15 protein-coding genes are annotated in these 15,875 nt (G+C 66.6%); 5 read left to right on the top strand and 10 right to left on the bottom strand.

Annotation, left to right across the window (positions count from 1 at the left end; translation table 11 throughout):
* Window positions 1-64: 64 nt before the first annotated feature.
* The 4 genes from HNP46_RS12985 to speB all read right to left on the bottom strand — a co-directional run bounded on the left by HNP46_RS12985 (window position 65) and on the right by speB (window position 4,508).
* On the bottom strand, window positions 65-1,444 hold the full coding sequence (locus HNP46_RS12985; RefSeq protein ID WP_184589461.1) for a sodium:solute symporter: 1,380 nt from the start codon (window positions 1,442-1,444) through the stop codon (window positions 65-67).
* Window positions 1,445-1,577: 133 nt separating this feature from the next.
* Window positions 1,578-3,092: a purine-cytosine permease family protein gene (locus HNP46_RS12980; RefSeq protein ID WP_184589459.1), complete on the bottom strand. Its 1,515-nt coding sequence runs from the start codon at window positions 3,090-3,092 to the stop codon at window positions 1,578-1,580.
* 26 nt (window positions 3,093-3,118) lie between these two features.
* Window positions 3,119-3,529 carry a YybH family protein gene (locus HNP46_RS12975; protein WP_184589457.1) on the bottom strand — a complete coding sequence of 137 codons (411 nt, stop codon included), beginning with the start codon at window positions 3,527-3,529 and terminating at the stop codon, window positions 3,119-3,121.
* 19 nt (window positions 3,530-3,548) lie between these two features.
* Window positions 3,549-4,508, bottom strand: coding sequence for an agmatinase (gene speB, locus HNP46_RS12970; RefSeq protein WP_015476374.1), 960 nt, complete (start codon window positions 4,506-4,508; stop codon window positions 3,549-3,551).
* Window positions 4,509-4,796: 288 nt separating this feature from the next.
* Here speB and HNP46_RS12965 point away from each other — a divergent pair, with 288 nt between their 5' ends.
* Together HNP46_RS12965 and HNP46_RS12960 are read left to right on the top strand one after the other, a co-directional pair.
* Window positions 4,797-5,693 carry a LysR family transcriptional regulator gene (locus HNP46_RS12965; RefSeq protein WP_184589455.1) on the top strand — a complete coding sequence of 299 codons (897 nt, stop codon included), beginning with the start codon at window positions 4,797-4,799 and terminating at the stop codon, window positions 5,691-5,693.
* Window positions 5,690-6,283 carry a tRNA-uridine aminocarboxypropyltransferase gene (locus HNP46_RS12960; protein WP_184589453.1) on the top strand — a complete coding sequence of 198 codons (594 nt, stop codon included), beginning with the start codon at window positions 5,690-5,692 and terminating at the stop codon, window positions 6,281-6,283. Before HNP46_RS12965 ends, HNP46_RS12960 begins: the two co-directional genes overlap by 4 nt.
* Window positions 6,284-6,355: 72 nt before the next feature.
* On the opposite strand, the gene HNP46_RS12955 is transcribed toward HNP46_RS12960, so the two are convergent.
* A complete protein-coding gene (locus HNP46_RS12955) occupies window positions 6,356-6,673 on the bottom strand; it encodes a hypothetical protein (protein ID WP_184589451.1) in 318 nt (105 codons plus the stop codon).
* Between the two features lie 11 nt (window positions 6,674-6,684).
* Window positions 6,685-7,047: a hypothetical protein gene (locus tag HNP46_RS12950; RefSeq protein ID WP_184589449.1), complete on the bottom strand. Its 363-nt coding sequence runs from the start codon at window positions 7,045-7,047 to the stop codon at window positions 6,685-6,687.
* Between the two features lie 247 nt (window positions 7,048-7,294).
* Here HNP46_RS12950 and HNP46_RS12945 point away from each other — a divergent pair, with 247 nt between their 5' ends.
* Both HNP46_RS12945 and HNP46_RS12940 read left to right on the top strand, forming a co-directional pair.
* Window positions 7,295-8,905 (top strand): ABC-F family ATP-binding cassette domain-containing protein, encoded by a 1,611-nt coding sequence (locus tag HNP46_RS12945; protein WP_184589447.1) that lies wholly within the window; start codon window positions 7,295-7,297, stop codon window positions 8,903-8,905.
* A 178-nt stretch (window positions 8,906-9,083) separates the two neighbouring features.
* Window positions 9,084-9,518, top strand: coding sequence for an acetyltransferase (locus HNP46_RS12940; protein ID WP_184589445.1), 435 nt, complete (start codon window positions 9,084-9,086; stop codon window positions 9,516-9,518).
* A gap of 167 nt (window positions 9,519-9,685) precedes the next feature.
* Here HNP46_RS12940 and HNP46_RS12935 read toward each other — a convergent pair whose 3' ends face one another.
* Window positions 9,686-10,045: an antibiotic biosynthesis monooxygenase gene (locus HNP46_RS12935; protein ID WP_184589443.1), complete on the bottom strand. Its 360-nt coding sequence runs from the start codon at window positions 10,043-10,045 to the stop codon at window positions 9,686-9,688.
* Window positions 10,046-10,119: 74 nt separating this feature from the next.
* On the opposite strand from HNP46_RS12935, the gene soxR reads away from it, so the two are divergent.
* Window positions 10,120-10,578, top strand: coding sequence for a redox-sensitive transcriptional activator SoxR (gene soxR / locus HNP46_RS12930; protein WP_184589441.1), 459 nt, complete (start codon window positions 10,120-10,122; stop codon window positions 10,576-10,578).
* 233 nt (window positions 10,579-10,811) lie between these two features.
* Here soxR and HNP46_RS12925 read toward each other — a convergent pair whose 3' ends face one another.
* The 3 genes from HNP46_RS12925 to HNP46_RS12915 form a co-directional block, all read right to left on the bottom strand.
* Window positions 10,812-12,164 (bottom strand): HlyD family type I secretion periplasmic adaptor subunit, encoded by a 1,353-nt coding sequence (locus tag HNP46_RS12925; RefSeq protein ID WP_184589439.1) that lies wholly within the window; start codon window positions 12,162-12,164, stop codon window positions 10,812-10,814.
* Window positions 12,165-12,169: 5 nt separating this feature from the next.
* Complete coding sequence (locus tag HNP46_RS12920; protein WP_184589538.1) at window positions 12,170-14,332, bottom strand: type I secretion system permease/ATPase; 2,163 nt, start codon at window positions 14,330-14,332, stop codon at window positions 12,170-12,172.
* A gap of 178 nt (window positions 14,333-14,510) precedes the next feature.
* Window positions 14,511-15,800 (bottom strand): TolC family outer membrane protein, encoded by a 1,290-nt coding sequence (locus HNP46_RS12915; RefSeq protein WP_409372434.1) that lies wholly within the window; start codon window positions 15,798-15,800, stop codon window positions 14,511-14,513.
* Window positions 15,801-15,875 lie beyond the last annotated feature (75 nt).

The following is a 15,875-nucleotide window of genomic DNA, read 5'->3' as shown; positions in this document are numbered from 1 at the left end:
TGTCATAAAGCAAAAGGGCGCGGAGATCAGCTCGCCGCGCCCTCTTGCCTAGCGCAAGTCCTGATCAGGCCGCGTCGGCGACCGCTGCCGGGCGGGGCGACAGCAGGCTGACGACGATGAAGCTGACCAGGCCGATGGCCAGGCTGTAGTAGATCGGGGTGTTGGCGTCGAAGCCATCCTTGAGCATGAACACCAGCGCGGTGATGAAGCCCAGGGCCATGCTGGTGATGGCGCCGGCGGTGGTGGCGCGCTTCCAGTAGATGGCGCCGATCAGCGGAATCAGCATGCCGCCCACCAGCAGGTTGTACGCCAGGGTCAGGGCGCTGATCACGTCGTTGACCACCAGGGCGATGGCCAGAACCAGCAGGCCGGTCAGCAGGGTGCAGATGCGGTTCAGGCTCAGGCGGGTGGAGCGCTGGCCGGTGACGATCGGCAGCAGGTCCTCGGTGATGGTGGTGGAGGCGGCGAGCAGGCCGGCGCTGGCGGTGGACATCATCGCGGCCAGGGCGGCGGCGATCACCAGGCCACGGATGCCGTCCGGCAGCGAAGCCTGGACGATGGCGGCGAAGGCGTTGTTGACGTTGTCCAGGTCAGGCAGCAGGACCTTGGCGCACATGCCGATCAGCGCACCGACCAGGCCGTAGATCACGCAGTAGATGCCAGCGGCGGTGCCGGCGTACTTGGTGACCTTGTCGTCGCGGGCGGTGAACACGCGCTGCCAGATGTCCTGGCCGATCAGGATGCCGAAGAAGTAGATCAGGAAGTAGGTGATGATGGTGTCGTAGCCGATGGTGTGGAAGCTGAACGCGGTGGCCGGCAGCTTGGCTACCAGCTCGTCCCAGCCGCCTACACGGTGCAGGCAGATCGGCAGCAGGATGAACATCAGGCCGACGGTCTTGATGATGAACTGCACGATGTCGGTCAGGGTCAGCGACCACATGCCGCCGATGGTGGAGTAGATCACCACGACGCCGCCGCCCAGCAGCACGGACACCCAGAACGGCAGGCCGAAGAGGACCTGCATCACGGTGCCGATGGCCAGGGTGGAGACTACGCCGATCATCAGCGCGTAGGCGAACATGATCACCGCCGAGGCCTGGCGGGCCATCGGGTTGTAGCGACGCTCCAGGACCTGGGTGACGGTGAAGATGCGCAGCTTGAGCAGCGGCTTGGCCAGGAACAGGTTCAGCGCAATGATGCCGGCGCCCAGGGCGGCGCACAGCCAGAAGCCGGAGATGCCATGGACGTAGCCCAGGCGCACGGTGCCCACGGTGGAGGCGCCGCCCAGTACGGTGGCGGCCATGGTGCCCATGTAGAACGCCGGGCCGAGGTTGCGGCCGGCCACGAGGTAGTCTTCGTGGGTCTTGGCGCGGCGCATGCCGTACCAGCCCAGCCACAACATGCCAGCGGCATATATCAGTACGACGATCAGATCTAACGCCATGGTCGGCTCCTCACACTTGCATTGTCATTGTTGCCGCGCGCTTGTGGCGTGCGGTGGGCCATCGGACCGGTGGCAACCGGCCCGATGGAGGGCTTTCGGGTAGAACGCTTCGCGTCAGGTCGCGAAGCCTGGATCAGGCCGAGGGCTCGCTGATGCTGCGGATCGGCCGGTCATGGCTGGCGACCCAGCGCGGGCCCTTGGGGCCGTAGACGCCGGCGGGTTCCGGGAAGGTGCGCAGCAGGGCGACGTAGAGCAGGGCGGCCATGCCCAGGGTCACCGGCAGGCTGATGTCGATACTGCCGGCCAGGTTGCCGAGCGGGCCGACGAACTGCCCCGGCAGGTTGACGAAGCACAGGCCCATGGCCGCGCTGGGGATCCACGCACCCATGCCACGCCAGTTCCAGCCGTTGTGGAACCAGTAGGCGCCGCCTTCCTGGCCGCGGGTGAACACCTGCAGGTCATCGGCGTGGTAGAAGCCACGGCGGATGATCAGGCCGAGGATCATGATCACCATCCACGGGCTGGTGCAGGTGATGATCAGCACGGCGAAGGTGGACACGCTCTGCACCAGGTTGGCGGCGAAGCGACCGATGAAGATGAAGGCAATCGACAGCAGGCCGATCAGCAGGGTGGCCTGCACGCGGTTGAGCAGGCGCGGGAACACGCTGGACATGTCCAGGCCGGTGCCGTACAGCGAGGTGGTACCGGTGGACATGCCGCCGATCACCGCGATCAGGCACACCGGCAGGAAGAACCAGCTCGGCGACACGGCCAGCAGGCCGCCGACGTAGTTGTTCTGCGCGATGTAGTCCGGCGCGTTGACCGCCACGATGGTCGCGGTAGCCAGGCCGAACAGGAACGGGATCAGGGTCGCCAGCTGGGCGCAGATAACCGCCAGCATGATGCGCTTCTGCGAGGTCTCGCGCGGGATGTAGCGCGCCCAGTCACCGAGGAAGGCGCCGAACGAAACCGGGTTGCTCATGGCCAGCAGGGCGGCGCCGATGAAGGCGGCCCAGAAACCTTCGCTGCCCATCTGCACGGTGCCGGCGTAGCCAGCGTCGAACGGGCCGGCGAAGGCGAACAGGCCGAGCAGGAACAGCAGGCTCGCGGCCCACACGGCGATCTTGTTGACCATCAGCATGAAGCGGAAGCCGTAGATGCAGACGATCAGCACCAGCACGGCGAACAGGCCGTAGGCCAGGCCCAGGGTCAGGTCGGTTTCCGGCAGGTCGAACAGGCGCTTGGCGCCGCCGATCAGTGCATCGCCCGAGCTCCACACCGAGAGGGAGAAGAACGCGACGGCGGTGAGCAGCGAGAGGAACGAACCGACGATCCGCCCGTGCACGCCGAAGTGGGCGCCCGAGGAGACCGCGTTGTTGGTGCCGTTGAGCGGGCCGAACAGGCCCATCGGCGCGAGGATGATCGAACCGACCAGCACGCCGAGGACGATGGCCCAGACGCCGGCCTGGAACGACAGGCCGAACAGCACCGGGAAGCTGCCCAGCACGGCGGTGGCGAAGGTGTTGGCGCCGCCGAAGATCATGCGGAACAGGTCGGTGGGCGTGGCGTTGCGTTCGCTGTCCGGGATCTGTTCGACCCCGAATGTCTCGATGGTGGTGATTGCGTGTGCGTTGTTCTTGTTATCCATGACTTCCTCCCGGGTGAGCCCTGTCTTTATGGCGTCGGCGACGGTGACAGGTGCTCGTGTGTGGCCAGCCAGCGGCCCTGGTTCGGATCACGGCGGAAGACGATGGTCTCCCGTTCGTGGTTCAGGCTTTCCTCTCCCTGGATGCGCAGCCGTGTGGCGACGTCGTGGCAGAACACGGCCACGTCTTCGCCTTGCAGGCTGACAAAGGTGTTGCTCGAAAGGCAGTCAAGGACTTCGAAGCCGTCGTCACGCAGCCAGCCTTCCCACACTTCGCGGTAGGCCGCGCGCGACAGCAGCGGCTGCGGCCAGGTGTGGAAAATGAAGGAGGCGTCTTCGCTGAAGGCGGCGAAGTAGGCTTCGGTGTCGGTGCGCGCAAAGGCTGCCACGAGCTCGCGGGCAGCCTCCAGCACCTGTGCTACGCAGGCGTCGTTGTTCATGGTGTTTGCTCGTGCGCGCTTAGCGGCGCTCTACGCCCGGGAGGATGCAGAGCATTTCGTACAGCAGGTTGGCGCCGAGCAACGAGGTGTTGCCGGTGGTGTCGTAGGGCGGAGAGACCTCGACCAGGTCGCAGCCGATGATGTCCAGGCCCTGGCAGCCACGGACGATCTCGATCGCCTGGATGGTGGTCAGGCCGCCGATTTCCGGGGTGCCGGTACCGGGCGCCCAGGCTGGGTCGATGCCGTCGATGTCGAAGGACAGGTAGACCGGGCCGCCGCCGACTTTCTCGCGGACTTCGGCCATCAGCGGTTCCAGCGACTTGTGCCAGCACTCTTCGGCCTGCACCACGCGGAAGCCCTGCTTGCGGCTCCAGTTGAAATCTTCGGCGGTGTAGCCCTGCGCACGCAGGCCGATCTGCACCACGCGGTCGCAGTCCAGCAGGCCTTCTTCCACCGCGCGGCGGAAGGTGGTGCCGTGGGCGATCTTCTCGCCGAACATGTGGTCGTTCACATCGGCGTGGGCGTCGATGTGGACCAGGCCGACCTTGCCATGCTTCTTGTGGATGGCCCGCAGGATCGGCAGGGTGATGGTGTGGTCGCCGCCCAGGGTCAGCGGGAGGATGCCGTGGTCGAGGATCTTGTCGTACGCCTCTTCGATGATGCGTACGGCTTCCATCAGGTTGAAGGTGTTGATTGCCACGTCGCCGATGTCGGCGATGTTCAGCGAATCGAACGGCGCAGCGCCGGTGGCCATGTTGTACGGACGGATCATCACCGATTCGGCGCGGATTTCGCGCGGCCCGAAACGGGTGCCGGAGCGCAGGGAGGTGCCGATGTCCAGGGGCACGCCGACGAAGGCGGCATCGAGCTCGTTGAGCTCTTCGGGGGACTGGATATGCGGCAGGCGCATCATGGTGGCGATGCCGCCGAAACGCGGCATTTCGTTACCGCCCAGGGGCTGGTGAAGTTTCTTGTCCATGGGGAGGGCCTCAGGCTGATCGCTGTCTTCGTGGAAACAGGCTTGTTGAACACTAGGGGTCGATTCTGGTCACGGGCGGTAGTGGAAAAAATCGCTGGCTACAAATAATCACTTCAGAGTTTTCTAAACTAATCAGCGCGGCTAGACTGCGCCACCTTGCCGCAGTAGACGGCTTGCCGGGCCTGTGGCCTGTGGTTCCTGAATAGATAGCTGGCTTGCTATCATCCATTTTTCAGGTACAGAAAGTACTGAACTAGAGCGGCCCGGCCGCGGTTTTGCGGAGTCCCCATGAGCGCGAGCGCACTGCCCGACGTCAAACTGCTGCGGATTTTCGCCTGCGTGGTGCGCAGCCAGGGCTTCGCCGCCGCCCAGCAGGAACTCAACCTGTCGACCTCGGCGATCAGCACCTACATGAGCCAGCTGGAGAACCAGCTGGGCATCGTGCTCTGCCACCGCGGGCGGGGCGGCTTCGGGCTGACCAGCAAGGGCGAGCTGTTCCACCAGGAAACCCTGCGCATCCTTGGCGAGCTGGAAGGCTTCGAGCGCTACGCGGCGACCCTCAAGGGCGAGCTGCGCGGCACCCTCAACCTCGGTGTGCTGGACTCCACCGTGAGCGACCCGGCGCTGCCGCTGGCCGACGTCATCGGCTCCTTCAGCAGCCTGCACCCGGCGGTGCACCTGCACCTGCAGGTGCAGAGTCCCTACGAGCTGCAACTGGCGGTGCTGGACAACCGCCTGGACCTGGCCATCGGCTCCTTCTTCAGCCGGATGAACGGCCTGGTCTACCAGCCGCTCTATAGAGAGCAGCACTGGCTGTACTGCAGCGACCGCCACCCGCTGTTCGACGGCCGGCGCATTCCCGCCGAGCTGATCACCCAGCAGCGCATGGTCGGCCGTGGCTACTGGAGCCAGGCGGAACTGGCGCGGCACGGCTTCAAGCACAGCGCCGGCACCGTGGAGAGTATGGAGGCGCAGCTGATCCTGATCCTCTCCGGCGGCTACATCGGCTACCTGCCCGAACATTACGCGCACCCCTGGGTGGAGCAGGGCCGCCTGCGCGCACTGCTGCCGGCGACCTTCGGCTACCAGGCGCCGTTCTCGCTGATCCTGCGCCGCGGCCGCTCCCGCGAGCCGCTGATCCAGAACTTCCGCGACCTGCTGCGTACGCAGCCGAATGCCGCATGACTCGCGCCCGCTGCCCGCGCTGCGAGCGCCTGCTGAACCACTGCCTGTGCGCGCTGATCCCGCGCCTGGACAACCGCACCCGCGTGCTCCTGCTGCAGCACCCCAGCGAAGTCGGCCATGCGCTGAACACCGCGCGCCTGGCGGCGCTGAGGCTGGCCAATGCGCAGTTGAGGGTGGGTGAGGATTTCAGCGACCTCGATCTGTCCGCCTGGGATGCCTGGCTGCTGTTCCCCGGCGAAGCCGCCGTGGCCCTGGCCGATCTGGCCGCCCGGCCTGTGGATAAACCACGCCTGCTGGTGGTGCCCGATGGCACCTGGCGCAAGGCGCGCAAGCTGCTGCATCTGAACCCGAACCTGGCGGCGCTGCCACGGGTCGTTCTCCCTGACGGACTGACCTCGCGCTATCGCTTGCGCAAGGCGCCTGCCGAAGGCGCGCTGTCCACCATCGAGGCGGTGGTGCATGCCCTTGACGCGCTGGATGCGCCGCAGTCCCATGCCGAGTTGCTGCGCCCGTTCGATGCGCTGATCGAAGGGCAGATCGCGGCGATGGGCGAGGAGACCTTCCTGCGCAACCACGGGCCGCGTAGCTGATCTGCCTGCACCCCGACGCTCAGATAACGCACCTGCAGGATGGGGGGAGCGCCGAGCATGTCCTGTGGATATCTACGCTTGCCCGGACTGCCCCCGGTAGCGCTCCACCAGCAGCGGAATGGCCCGCTCGCGCCAGAATTCACTGCTGACCATTCCACTGGACATGCCGCCGTGGGCATGGCGTGGCAGGTGCACGGGTCGGGGATCATCCAGGCAGATGCCGGCCAACTGTTCGAACAGTTGCCTGAGCAGTTGTGCCAGCGCGGCTTCGCTGGCGGGCCAGGGGGTGTGGGCGAGGTGCTCGGCCATTTCCCGCCACAGGTAGGGATCGCCGCGCAGGCCCCACTGCAGGGGTTCTTCGTGGAACAACTCGGGGAGTGAAGGGAGCATCGCAGCGAGCCTCAGACTTTGCTGCGCAGGCGCTTGAGCTGGGTGAGCAGCGCCGACAGCCCCACCGCGCAGCCCATCAGCAGCAGGATCCAGCCCATGAACCGGACCTCTCGTGGCACCGTGTGCTGGGCGTACCAGCCACCGGCGATGAGGATGAGCGCAAGCAGTGGTTGCACCAGGCGCGCGGAGGAGATCATGCCGTTGCTGCGGATGGTCGTGACCTGCACCTGGTGCAGGGCTTCGCTGAAGGTGCGGCAGTCTTCCGAGCAGACCAGCCCGCGGCTGACCGGGAGCGCACAGCTGCGGCAGATGCCTTTGCCGCAGCCGCGGCACAGGGCAACGGCGCTGGCGCCGGGATGGTTGAAGCATTCCATGTCCTGATGACTCCTGGTGCGCTGGAAGGGGCAGTTTCGCCTGTTCCGGGCGGCGCTGTGAAGCTCGCTCGCCGTCGCGGTTTCTGCCCGATGGCCGCGTTTGCCCTGCAGCTGCGGTTATACTGCGCCGCTCATTCCCCTTCGCGAGGTGTTCGTCCGATGCGCAATTGATGCCGCCGTGGTTTCACGGCCCGTTTCCTTCCCTGGCCCGTTCCGGGGGATTTCCGGCATCAATCTGGTATTGCGCATGACGAGCCCGTTCACCCTGGCGCTGCAAGGCGTCTCTTTCCAATTGCCCAGCGGCGAGCCGCTGCTGAGCGACCTCGATGAAACCTTCGACGAACGCCGCACCGCGCTGGTGGGGCGCAATGGCGTCGGCAAATCCGTGCTGGCGCGGATCATTGTCGGCGAATTGCAGCCCGCCGCCGGGCGCGTGTTGCGCTCCGGGCCGGTGCATTACCTGCCGCAGCGCATCGAACCACAGGCCTATCGGAGCGTTGCCGACCTGGCCGGTGTACAGCCGCTGCTGGAGGCACTGGCGCGGGTCGAGGTGGGTGGTGTCGATCCTGCGGACTTCGAGCTGCTCGACGGGCACTGGGACCTGCGCGCACGCCTGGAGGCCGAGCTGGCTGCCGCCGGGCTCGCACACCTGATGCCGGACACGCCTGCGGCAACCCTGAGCGGCGGCGAGTGCACGCGAGTGGCGCTGCTCGGCGCCTGGTTCAGCGAGGCGGACTGGCTGGTCCTCGACGAGCCGAGCAACCACCTCGACCGCGCGGGCCGCGAAGCCCTGCGCGAGCAGCTGCAGCGCTGGCGCGGCGGGCTGATCCTGATCAGCCACGACCGTCTGCTGCTGGACGACATGCAGCGCATCGTCGAACTGTCTTCCACCGGCCTGCGCAGCTACGCCGGCGGCTATGCCTTCTACCGCGAGGTGCGCCAGCAGGAGCAGGACACCGCCCAGCGTGAGTTGCAGCGGCGCAAGCTGCAGCGCGACCGCCAGCAGCACGCCATGCAGGAGCAGCGCGAGCGCCAGGAGCACCGGCAGGCGAAGGGGCGCCAGGAGGCGAAGACGGCCAATCAGGCGAAGATCCTGGTTGACCGGCAGAAGGAGCGCAGCCAGACCAGCATCGCGCGTCTGGCCACGCAGCATGGCGAGCGCCGCGAGCAGCTTTCGCGTGGGGTGCAGGAGGCCTTCGCGCAGCTGCGCGACGATCCGGCGATCCACCTGAATGCGCCCGCTTGCGCCTTGCCCGAGCAGCGCGGCGTGTTGCTGCTGGAGGCGTTGCGCCTGCCGTTCGGCAATGCTGCGGCACTCGATCTGCAGCTGGTCGGCCCGCGCCGCGTGGCGATCAGCGGACGCAATGGCAGCGGCAAGTCGACGCTGCTCAAGGTGATTGCGGGACAGCTGGGCCCGGTGGCTGGATCGTGCGAGGTGAAGGTGCGCAGCGCTTATCTGGATCAGCACCTGGAGGGGTTGCTGCCCGAGTGTTCGGTATTGCAGCTGCTGCACAGGCGCAATCCTGTGGCGGAGCAATCGGTGCTGCGCACACGCCTGGCACAGCTTGGGTTGCCGGCGACGCGGATCGAGTTGCCCAGCGCGCTGCTCAGTGGTGGCGAACGGTTGAAGGCGGCGCTGGCCTGTGAACTCTACGCGCAGCAGCCAGCGCAGTTGCTGCTGCTGGACGAGCCGGACAACCACCTCGACCTGCCCTCCCGCGAGGCGCTGGAGGAACTGCTGCGGCAGTACCGTGGCGCGCTGCTGGTGGTGTCCCACGACGAGGCGTTCCTGGCCCGGCTGGCGCTGGAGGCGCGCCTGGAGTGCGCGCGGGACGGCTGGCGCTGGAGCCTCGCCTGAGGCTTTACCGGCCGGGAAGGGCTGGGTAGGATCGACCTCCCTCTCTTTCCGGCTGCCTCTGCCGTGCTCCGCCCAGGCGTTGATTCGCGAAGCGGACATTCATGCTGCCGACGCTCCAACGGCCGTCACTTTGCGTGGCGCGCTATCCCTTTGTGATCTGCTGAATCAGGATGAATTCATGCTCATTCGCCAACGCATCGCTGCGGACAATCCGCGGCTGCTCGCTATCTGGCTGGGCGCCGTACGCGCGACCCACCACTTCCTCCAGGCGTCGGATATCGACGACCTGCTGCCCCAGGTCCGTGACCTCTACCTGCCTGCCGTCGAGGTGTGGGTGGCGGTGGACGATGACGATCGCCCGCTGGGTTTCATCGGGCTCAACGACGCCCATGTGGAAATGCTCTTCATCGATCCGGACTGTCGGGGGCGCGGCCTTGGCCGCGCGCTACTGGACTTCGTGCGCGAAGCGCGCGGAACCTTGAGTGTCGACGTCAACGAACAGAATCCTCAGGCGGTAGGTTTTTATCTGCACTACGGCTTCATCCAGACCGGGCGTTCGCCCACCGATGGGGAAGGGCGGCCGTTTCCGCTGCTGCACATGAGCCTGGCGTAAACGCGTTTGTAGGATGGCGTGGAGCGAAGCGATACCCATCGCAGCCGTCCAGCGAGCCCTGATGGGTATCGCAAGCTCCACCCATCCTACAAGGTGCCAGCCCCAGCCTTTGAGTGGAGTCGAGTCCTTGTCGGGTGGACTCCTGCAAGGGCGGCGGTTAACTGGCATTACGCTGGGTTGTGCTCGGTCTCGCCGCTGCCGAAGCGGATGCTCCGCGCGCCCAGCTTGAGCAGGCTGTCGGCGAACAGGTCGCTGGCGGTCTGGCGGCAGTCCCAGGCGGCTTCCCAGTCTTCCTGGCGGCGCCAGTGCAGGCGGCCGACCAGGCGCTGCGGTTCGCCTTCGGCGTGCAGTTCGCTGGCGAGGTAGCCGGGGCGCCGGTAGAACAGCTCCTGCAGGTGCGTCAGGTAATCGCACAGGCGGGCGGCGATGTGCGGGCGTTGTTGGGGTGTCACGTCGATCTCGATCTGCAGGATGAAGTGCGGGTTGTCCACGCAGGCCTGAGCGGTGATCGGGGCGGGTTGGGTCATGTTCCTGGGCTCCCTGTCTTGAACCGAATGCCTGGCGAGGGTAAAACCTCAACTTAAGTTGAGGTCAATAGCCCATGAAGAAAACTTCCTCCTGCTCCCTGCACCGCGACCTGAGCGTCGGCGAACTGGCCAAGCGCGCTGGTGTGGCGGTGTCCGCTCTGCACTTCTACGAAGCCAAGGGGCTGATCGGCAGCACGCGCAATGCCGGCAACCAGCGCCGCTATTCGCGCGACACCTTGCGCCGGGTGGCGGTGATCAAGGTCGCGCAGCGGGTCGGCATCCCCCTGGGCGAGATCGCCGAGGCGCTGGGCTCATTGCCCAGCGGGCACAACCCGACGGCGGCCGACTGGGCGCGACTGTCGGCGCGCTGGCGGGATGACCTGAACGAGCGCATCGAGAAGTTGCTGCTGCTGCGCGATCAGCTCGATGGCTGTATCGGTTGCGGCTGCCTGTCGATGGAGGCCTGCCCGCTGCGCAATCCGGGGGACCGGTTGGCGGAGGAGGGGCCGGGGGCGCATTGGCGGGGGGAGTGAGCTGGGATGGTTCAAGTGTTCACAGCGTAAGCGCTGAAGAGTTGAAGAGCCCCTCACCCTAACCCTCTCCCAGAGGGAGAGGGGACCGTCCGGAGTAAAGCGCTTCAACGGAGTTTGCCGGATACCTTGGGCACAGGGAGGAGCATCCTTGCCGGCGGCACAGACTGCCCCCTCTCCCTCTGGGAGAGGGCTGGGGTGAGGGCAAACCCCAGCTGCGGGGCTTGCCGAAAAACTCAGCGCTCCCGCAAAGCCTCCCACCGCGCCTTCAGCACCGGCTTGAGGATGTAGTCCAGCACGCTCTTCTCGCCGGTGATGATGTCCACCGTCGCCACCATGCCGGGGATGATCAGCAGGGGCTTGGCGTCGGTGCCCAGGTGGTTCTTGTCGGTGCGCACCTGGATCAGGTAGAAGCTGTTGCCCTTGTCGTCGGTGATGGTGTCGGCGCTGATCAGCTCCAGCTTGGCCTTGAGCCCGCCGTAGATGGTGTAGTCGTAGGCGGTGAACTTCACCGTGGCGCTTTGCCCCGGGTGGAGGAAGGCGATGTCCTGCGGGCGTACGCGGGCTTCCACCAGCAGGTTGTCCTCCAGCGGGACGATTTCTACCATGTCGCTGCCCGGCTGCACCACGCCGCCGATGGTGTTGACCTTGAGCTGCTTGACGATGCCGCGCAGCGGCGCGACCACCAGGGTACGGTTGACCTTGTCGTCGATGGCGCGGCTGGTGGCGGTGAGCTTGTTGAGGTCGGTGCGTACGTCGTTGAGTTCCTTCAACGCGTCGCTGCGAAAGCCCAGCTTGGATTCCTCGACTTTGCGCTGGATTTCGTTCACCGCCGCCTCGGCGCGCGGGATGGCGAGGTTGGTGGCGTTGAGGTCGCCGCTGATCTCCACGGCGCTGCGGCGCAGGCGCAGCAGCTCCACCGGGGACACCGCGCCGGCCTTCACCAGCGGCTCGGACATGTTGATCTCCTGCTGCACCAGCCCGAGGCTGGAGCGGTACTGCTGGACCTTGGCGCGGAATTCCTGGAGTTCCTGGCCTTTCTGCCGCAGCTGTTCCTGGAGGATGTTCAGCTCGCTGTTCTGCCGTTGCATGCGGGTCTGGTAGAGCGCCAGCTGGTCTTCCACCACCTGCGGCGCGTCCTTCTTCAGGTCATCGGTGAAGGCCGGGGCGCGGCCGTCGGCTTCTGCGCTGAGGCGTTCGACGCGGGCTTCCAGGGAGTTGCGGTCGGCCTCGGTCTCGCCCTTGTTGGAGGTGAAGCGGGTGTCGTCCAGGCGCAGCAGCGGCTGGCCCTTGTCCACCACCTGGCCTTCGCGGACGAAGATTTCCGAGACGATGCCGCCTTCCAGGTTCTGGATGGTCTGCACCTTGGAAGAGGGGATGGCCTTGCCTTCGCCCTTGGTGACTTCCTCGATGTCGGCGAAGTAGGCCCAGGTTACCGCCACCACCAGCAGCGCCAGGGCCGCCCAGAGGGTGATGCGGGTGGCGTTGGGCGAGTCTTCCAGCAGGGTGCCCTGCACCTCGGGCATGAACTCGGTGTCGCGGGCGCCGCTGCCGCAGATGTAGCCACGGATCGATTGGGAGAACTGCATGGCGATTACCCCGCTGCCGGGCCGACGTGGCCCTTGCGCAATGCTTCGATGACCGCGTCTTTCGGGCCGTCGGCGACGATGCGGCCGCTGTCGAGCACCAGCAGGCGGTCGACCAGGCTGAGCATCGAGGTGCGGTGGGTGACCAGCAGCAGGGTCTTATCGCGGCAGGCCTCGTGCAGGCGCTTGCGCAGGACTTCCTCGCTGCTGTTGTCCATGGCGCTGGTGGGTTCGTCCAGCAGCAGGATCGGCGGGTCGAGCAGCAGTGCGCGGGCCATCAGCACGGCCTGGCGCTGGCCGCCGGAGAGCAGTTGGCCGCGCTCGCCCACCGGGCGGTCGAAGCCCGCCGGATGCTGCCGGGCCAGTTCGCTGACGCCGGTCAGCTCGGCCACTTCGAGCATCCGCGCATCGCTGACGTAGCGCGCGCCCAGGGTCAGGTTGTCGCGCAGGCTGCCGGCCAGCAGCGGCAGGTCATGGGCGACGTAGCCGATCTGCTGGCGCAGGTCGGAAACGTCGATCTGCCGCAGGTCCAGGCCGTCGAGCAGGATCTGCCCTTCCTCGGGGTGGTAGAAGCCCATCAGCAGGCGGCCGAAGGTGCTCTTGCCCGAGCCGCTCTTGCCGATGATGCCGATCTTCTCGCCGGGGGCCAGGCGCAGGCTGATGTGGTTGAGCGCGGGGATGGTCTGCTCGGGATAGCTGAAGCTCAGCTGGCGCACTTCCAGCGCGCCGTGCAGCTGGGTGCGTTCCAGCGGGCGCTGGCGGGCCTGGCGCTCCTGCGGCAGCTCCATCAGCGCGTCGGTGCTCTTCATGGTCAGGCGCGCCTGCTGGTAGCGGGTGATCAGCCCGGCGATCTGCCCCAGCGGGGCGAGCACGCGGCTGTTGAGCATGTAGCTGGCGACCAGCGCACCGACGCTGAGGTTGCCGTCGAGGATGCTGTAGACCCCCGCGCAGATCATTGCCAGGCCGGCGAACTGCTGGAGGAACAGGGTGCCGTTGGTGGCCAGGGCAGAGAGGAAGCGCGCGTGGTTGTCGAGCCGCGCCAGGGCGCCGTGGGTGGATTCCCAGCGGTACTGGCGCTCGCTTTCGGCGCCGCAGGCCTTGAGGGTTTCCAGGCCGCCGAGGGTCTCGATCAGCAGGGCCTGGCGTTCGGCGCCCAGGGTCAGGCTCTTCTGCACGGTGTCGCGCAGGCGGCTCTGGATGATCAGGGCGAACACGATGGTGATCGGGAAGGCCAGCAGCGGCACGGCCACCAGCCAGCCGCCGAGCAGGCCGATGACCAGGATCATCAGGATCGAGAAGGGCAGGTCGATCAGGCTGGTCAGGGTCAGCGCGGTGAGGAATTCGCGCAGGCCCTGGAAGTCATGGATGCTCTGGGCGAAGCCGCCGACGGTTTCCGGCTTGGCCTTGAGCGACATGCCGGTGATGCGTTCGAACAGGGTGGCGGAGAGCACCACGTCGGTCTTCTTGCCGGCCATGTCCAGCAGGTTGGAGCGCAGCACCCGCAGCAGCAGCTCGAACATGGTCCCCAGCAGCAGGCCGGCGGCCAGCACCCAGAGGGTCGACAGCGCCTGGTTGGGCACCACGCGGTCGTAGGTCTGCATGACGAACAGCGGCACCAGCATGCCCAGCAGGTTGATCAGCAGGCTGGCGACCAGGGCGTCGGTGTAGAGCCAGCGCGACAGCTTGAGGGTGTCGCGGAACCAGGCCTCGACGCGCGGTACCAGCGGCTTGCGCGCTGCTTCCAGTTCGTGGCGTGGGCGGGCGAACAGGGCCTGGCCGCTGTACTGGGCGGCAAGCTCTTCGGCGCTGACGGCCTGTTCGCCGCCATCGGTCTCGCAGGGCAGGATCAGCGCCTGGCCGTCGTCGCGCCATTGGCGCAGCACGGCGCTGCGGCCGTCGTTGAGCAGCAGCAGGACTGGCAGGTTGAGGCTGGAGATGCTTTTCAGCTCGCGGCGCAGCAGGCGCCCCTGCAGCCCGGCGCGGGCCGCGGCACGCGGCAGCAGGCTGGCGGAGAGGCGCTGGTCGGGCAGCGGCAGGCCGGCGGCCAGGCTGTTGCGGCTGACCGCGCAGCCGTGCAGGCGGCAGAGGATCAGCAGTCCGTCGAGCAGGGGATCGTCATGGCTCAGGCGCGGATCGCCCGGCGCGGGTGCGCCGCGCTCCTGGATGATCATGGTCACGCTACTTCCTCCCGGGCCGGGACGCTCCGCGCCGGACGTCCCCGGCGAGCACCCGCAGGTGCCCGCCGGTCTGCGCCGGACGCTGGATTTTCCGTGCCCTGTCGTATCGCTTCACGGCCATCGCCCCGACACCGGGAGGCGCGGGGCAGGATGGCGGCCGCGAGCGACTTTCTTATTTCAGGTCAGGCAGGCGTGCCTCGTTCTTCACATCCGAAAGCGCCACCGACTCGTGGGGTGCGACCACGTGCTGGGTGCGCAGCAGCGAACCCATGCTGCCGAGCACGCGGTACATCGAGTATTCCTCGGTGTAGCGCACTTCGGTGTAGCGGCGGTTGGCGGTGAACAGTTCGTTCTCGCTGTCCAGCAGGTCGAGCAGGGTGCGCTGGCCGAGGGTGAACTGCTGCTGGTAGGCCTCGCGTACCTTGCGGGTGTAGTCGGCGTACTCGCGGGCCGGCTGGGTCTGCTTGCGCGAGTTCTCCATCGCGTCCCAGGCCAGCGAGAGGTTCTCGTTGAGCAGGCGCAGTGCGTTGTTGCGCACGTCCTGGGCCTCGTTGATCTGGTGCGAGGTGGCGTTCAGGTGGGCCTTGTCGCGCATCCCGTTGAACAGGTTGTAGCGCATCACCACCTGGGCTTCCCAGCTGTTGTAGTGGCCTTCGTCACCGTCGACGTTGTTGTTGGCGGCCTTGGCCAGCTCGGCGTCGAAGCGCGGGTAGAAGGGCGCCTTGGCGGCCTCGTACTGCGACTCGGCGGCGTTGACGTCGGCCTGCGCCGATTTCAGCAGCGGGTTGTCGTTGAGCATGCCCTGGCGGGCAGCCAGCAGGTCGGGCGGCACTTCGGCCTTGACCGTGGAGGGCATCTCCAGCTGGTCGGGCATCTTGCCGGTGGCGCTGTAGAAGTTCGCCTCGGCGTCGGCCAGGTTGACTTCTTCTGTGTAGAGGTTGTTCTGCGCCAGGGCCAGACGGGCAATGGCCTGGTCGTTGTCGGCGGTGCTGCCGACGCCGCGCTCGCTGCGCAGGCGAATCTGGTCGCCGATGCGTTCGTGGGCCTGCAGATTGTTCTTCGCCAGGGTCACCATCTCGCGACGCTTCAGTACTTCGAGGTAGACCTCGACGGTGCGCAGGGCGGCGGTCTCCGAGGTGCCGAGGATACGGAAGGCCTTGGAGTTGACGTTGGCTTCGTTGCGCTTGACCTCGTTGGGCGTGCCGAAACCGTCGAACAGCATCTGCCGCAGACGGATTTCCGCGTCGCCGCGGGTCAAGGTTTCATCGTTGTGGTTGCCTGACGCGCGGGTCGTCGGGCTGTCGGTGTTCTCCCGGCCGTAACCGGCCACGAGATCGACGGTTGGCAGATATCCTCCCCTGGCAAACTTGAGTTCTTCATCCGCAGTCAGGCGGCTGTTCACGCTCTGACTGATTTCCGGGTGGTACTGCAGCGTGCTTTGTATAGCTTCGGTCAGCGTCATGGCTTGCCCATGAGTCCCCGACACCGCCAAAAATACACCGCTCCATAGTGCCGCGTTACGACTGCGCATGGCTTT

The organism is Pseudomonas nitroreducens (assembly GCF_014204515.1).
Lineage (GTDB): Bacteria > Pseudomonadota > Gammaproteobacteria > Pseudomonadales > Pseudomonadaceae > Pseudomonas > Pseudomonas nitritireducens_A.
The sequence above is the reverse complement of the archived record's forward strand: the minus strand, read 5'-3'. Positions and strand labels throughout refer to the sequence as shown.

Bases quoted from the DNA above. Each gene is read 5' to 3' on its own strand.
- HNP46_RS12925 (WP_184589439.1), bottom strand. From the start codon at position 12,164: ATGCAGTTCTCCCAATCGATCCGTGGCTACATCTGCGGCAGCGGCGCC.
- HNP46_RS12915 (WP_409372434.1), bottom strand. From the start codon at position 15,800: ATGACGCTGACCGAAGCTATACAAAGCACGCTGCAGTACCACCCGGAA.
- HNP46_RS12960 (WP_184589453.1), top strand. From the start codon at position 5,690: ATGACTCGCGCCCGCTGCCCGCGCTGCGAGCGCCTGCTGAACCACTGC.
- soxR (WP_184589441.1), top strand. From the start codon at position 10,120: ATGAAGAAAACTTCCTCCTGCTCCCTGCACCGCGACCTGAGCGTCGGC.
- HNP46_RS12980 (WP_184589459.1), bottom strand. From the start codon at position 3,092: ATGGATAACAAGAACAACGCACACGCAATCACCACCATCGAGACATTC.
- HNP46_RS12975 (WP_184589457.1), bottom strand. From the start codon at position 3,529: ATGAACAACGACGCCTGCGTAGCACAGGTGCTGGAGGCTGCCCGCGAG.
- speB (WP_015476374.1), bottom strand. From the start codon at position 4,508: ATGGACAAGAAACTTCACCAGCCCCTGGGCGGTAACGAAATGCCGCGT.
- HNP46_RS12940 (WP_184589445.1), top strand. From the start codon at position 9,084: ATGCTCATTCGCCAACGCATCGCTGCGGACAATCCGCGGCTGCTCGCT.
- HNP46_RS12955 (WP_184589451.1), bottom strand. From the start codon at position 6,673: ATGCTCCCTTCACTCCCCGAGTTGTTCCACGAAGAACCCCTGCAGTGG.
- HNP46_RS12985 (WP_184589461.1), bottom strand. From the start codon at position 1,444: ATGGCGTTAGATCTGATCGTCGTACTGATATATGCCGCTGGCATGTTG.
- HNP46_RS12945 (WP_184589447.1), top strand. From the start codon at position 7,295: ATGACGAGCCCGTTCACCCTGGCGCTGCAAGGCGTCTCTTTCCAATTG.
- HNP46_RS12965 (WP_184589455.1), top strand. From the start codon at position 4,797: ATGAGCGCGAGCGCACTGCCCGACGTCAAACTGCTGCGGATTTTCGCC.
- HNP46_RS12935 (WP_184589443.1), bottom strand. From the start codon at position 10,045: ATGACCCAACCCGCCCCGATCACCGCTCAGGCCTGCGTGGACAACCCG.
- HNP46_RS12920 (WP_184589538.1), bottom strand. From the start codon at position 14,332: ATGATCATCCAGGAGCGCGGCGCACCCGCGCCGGGCGATCCGCGCCTG.
- HNP46_RS12950 (WP_184589449.1), bottom strand. From the start codon at position 7,047: ATGGAATGCTTCAACCATCCCGGCGCCAGCGCCGTTGCCCTGTGCCGC.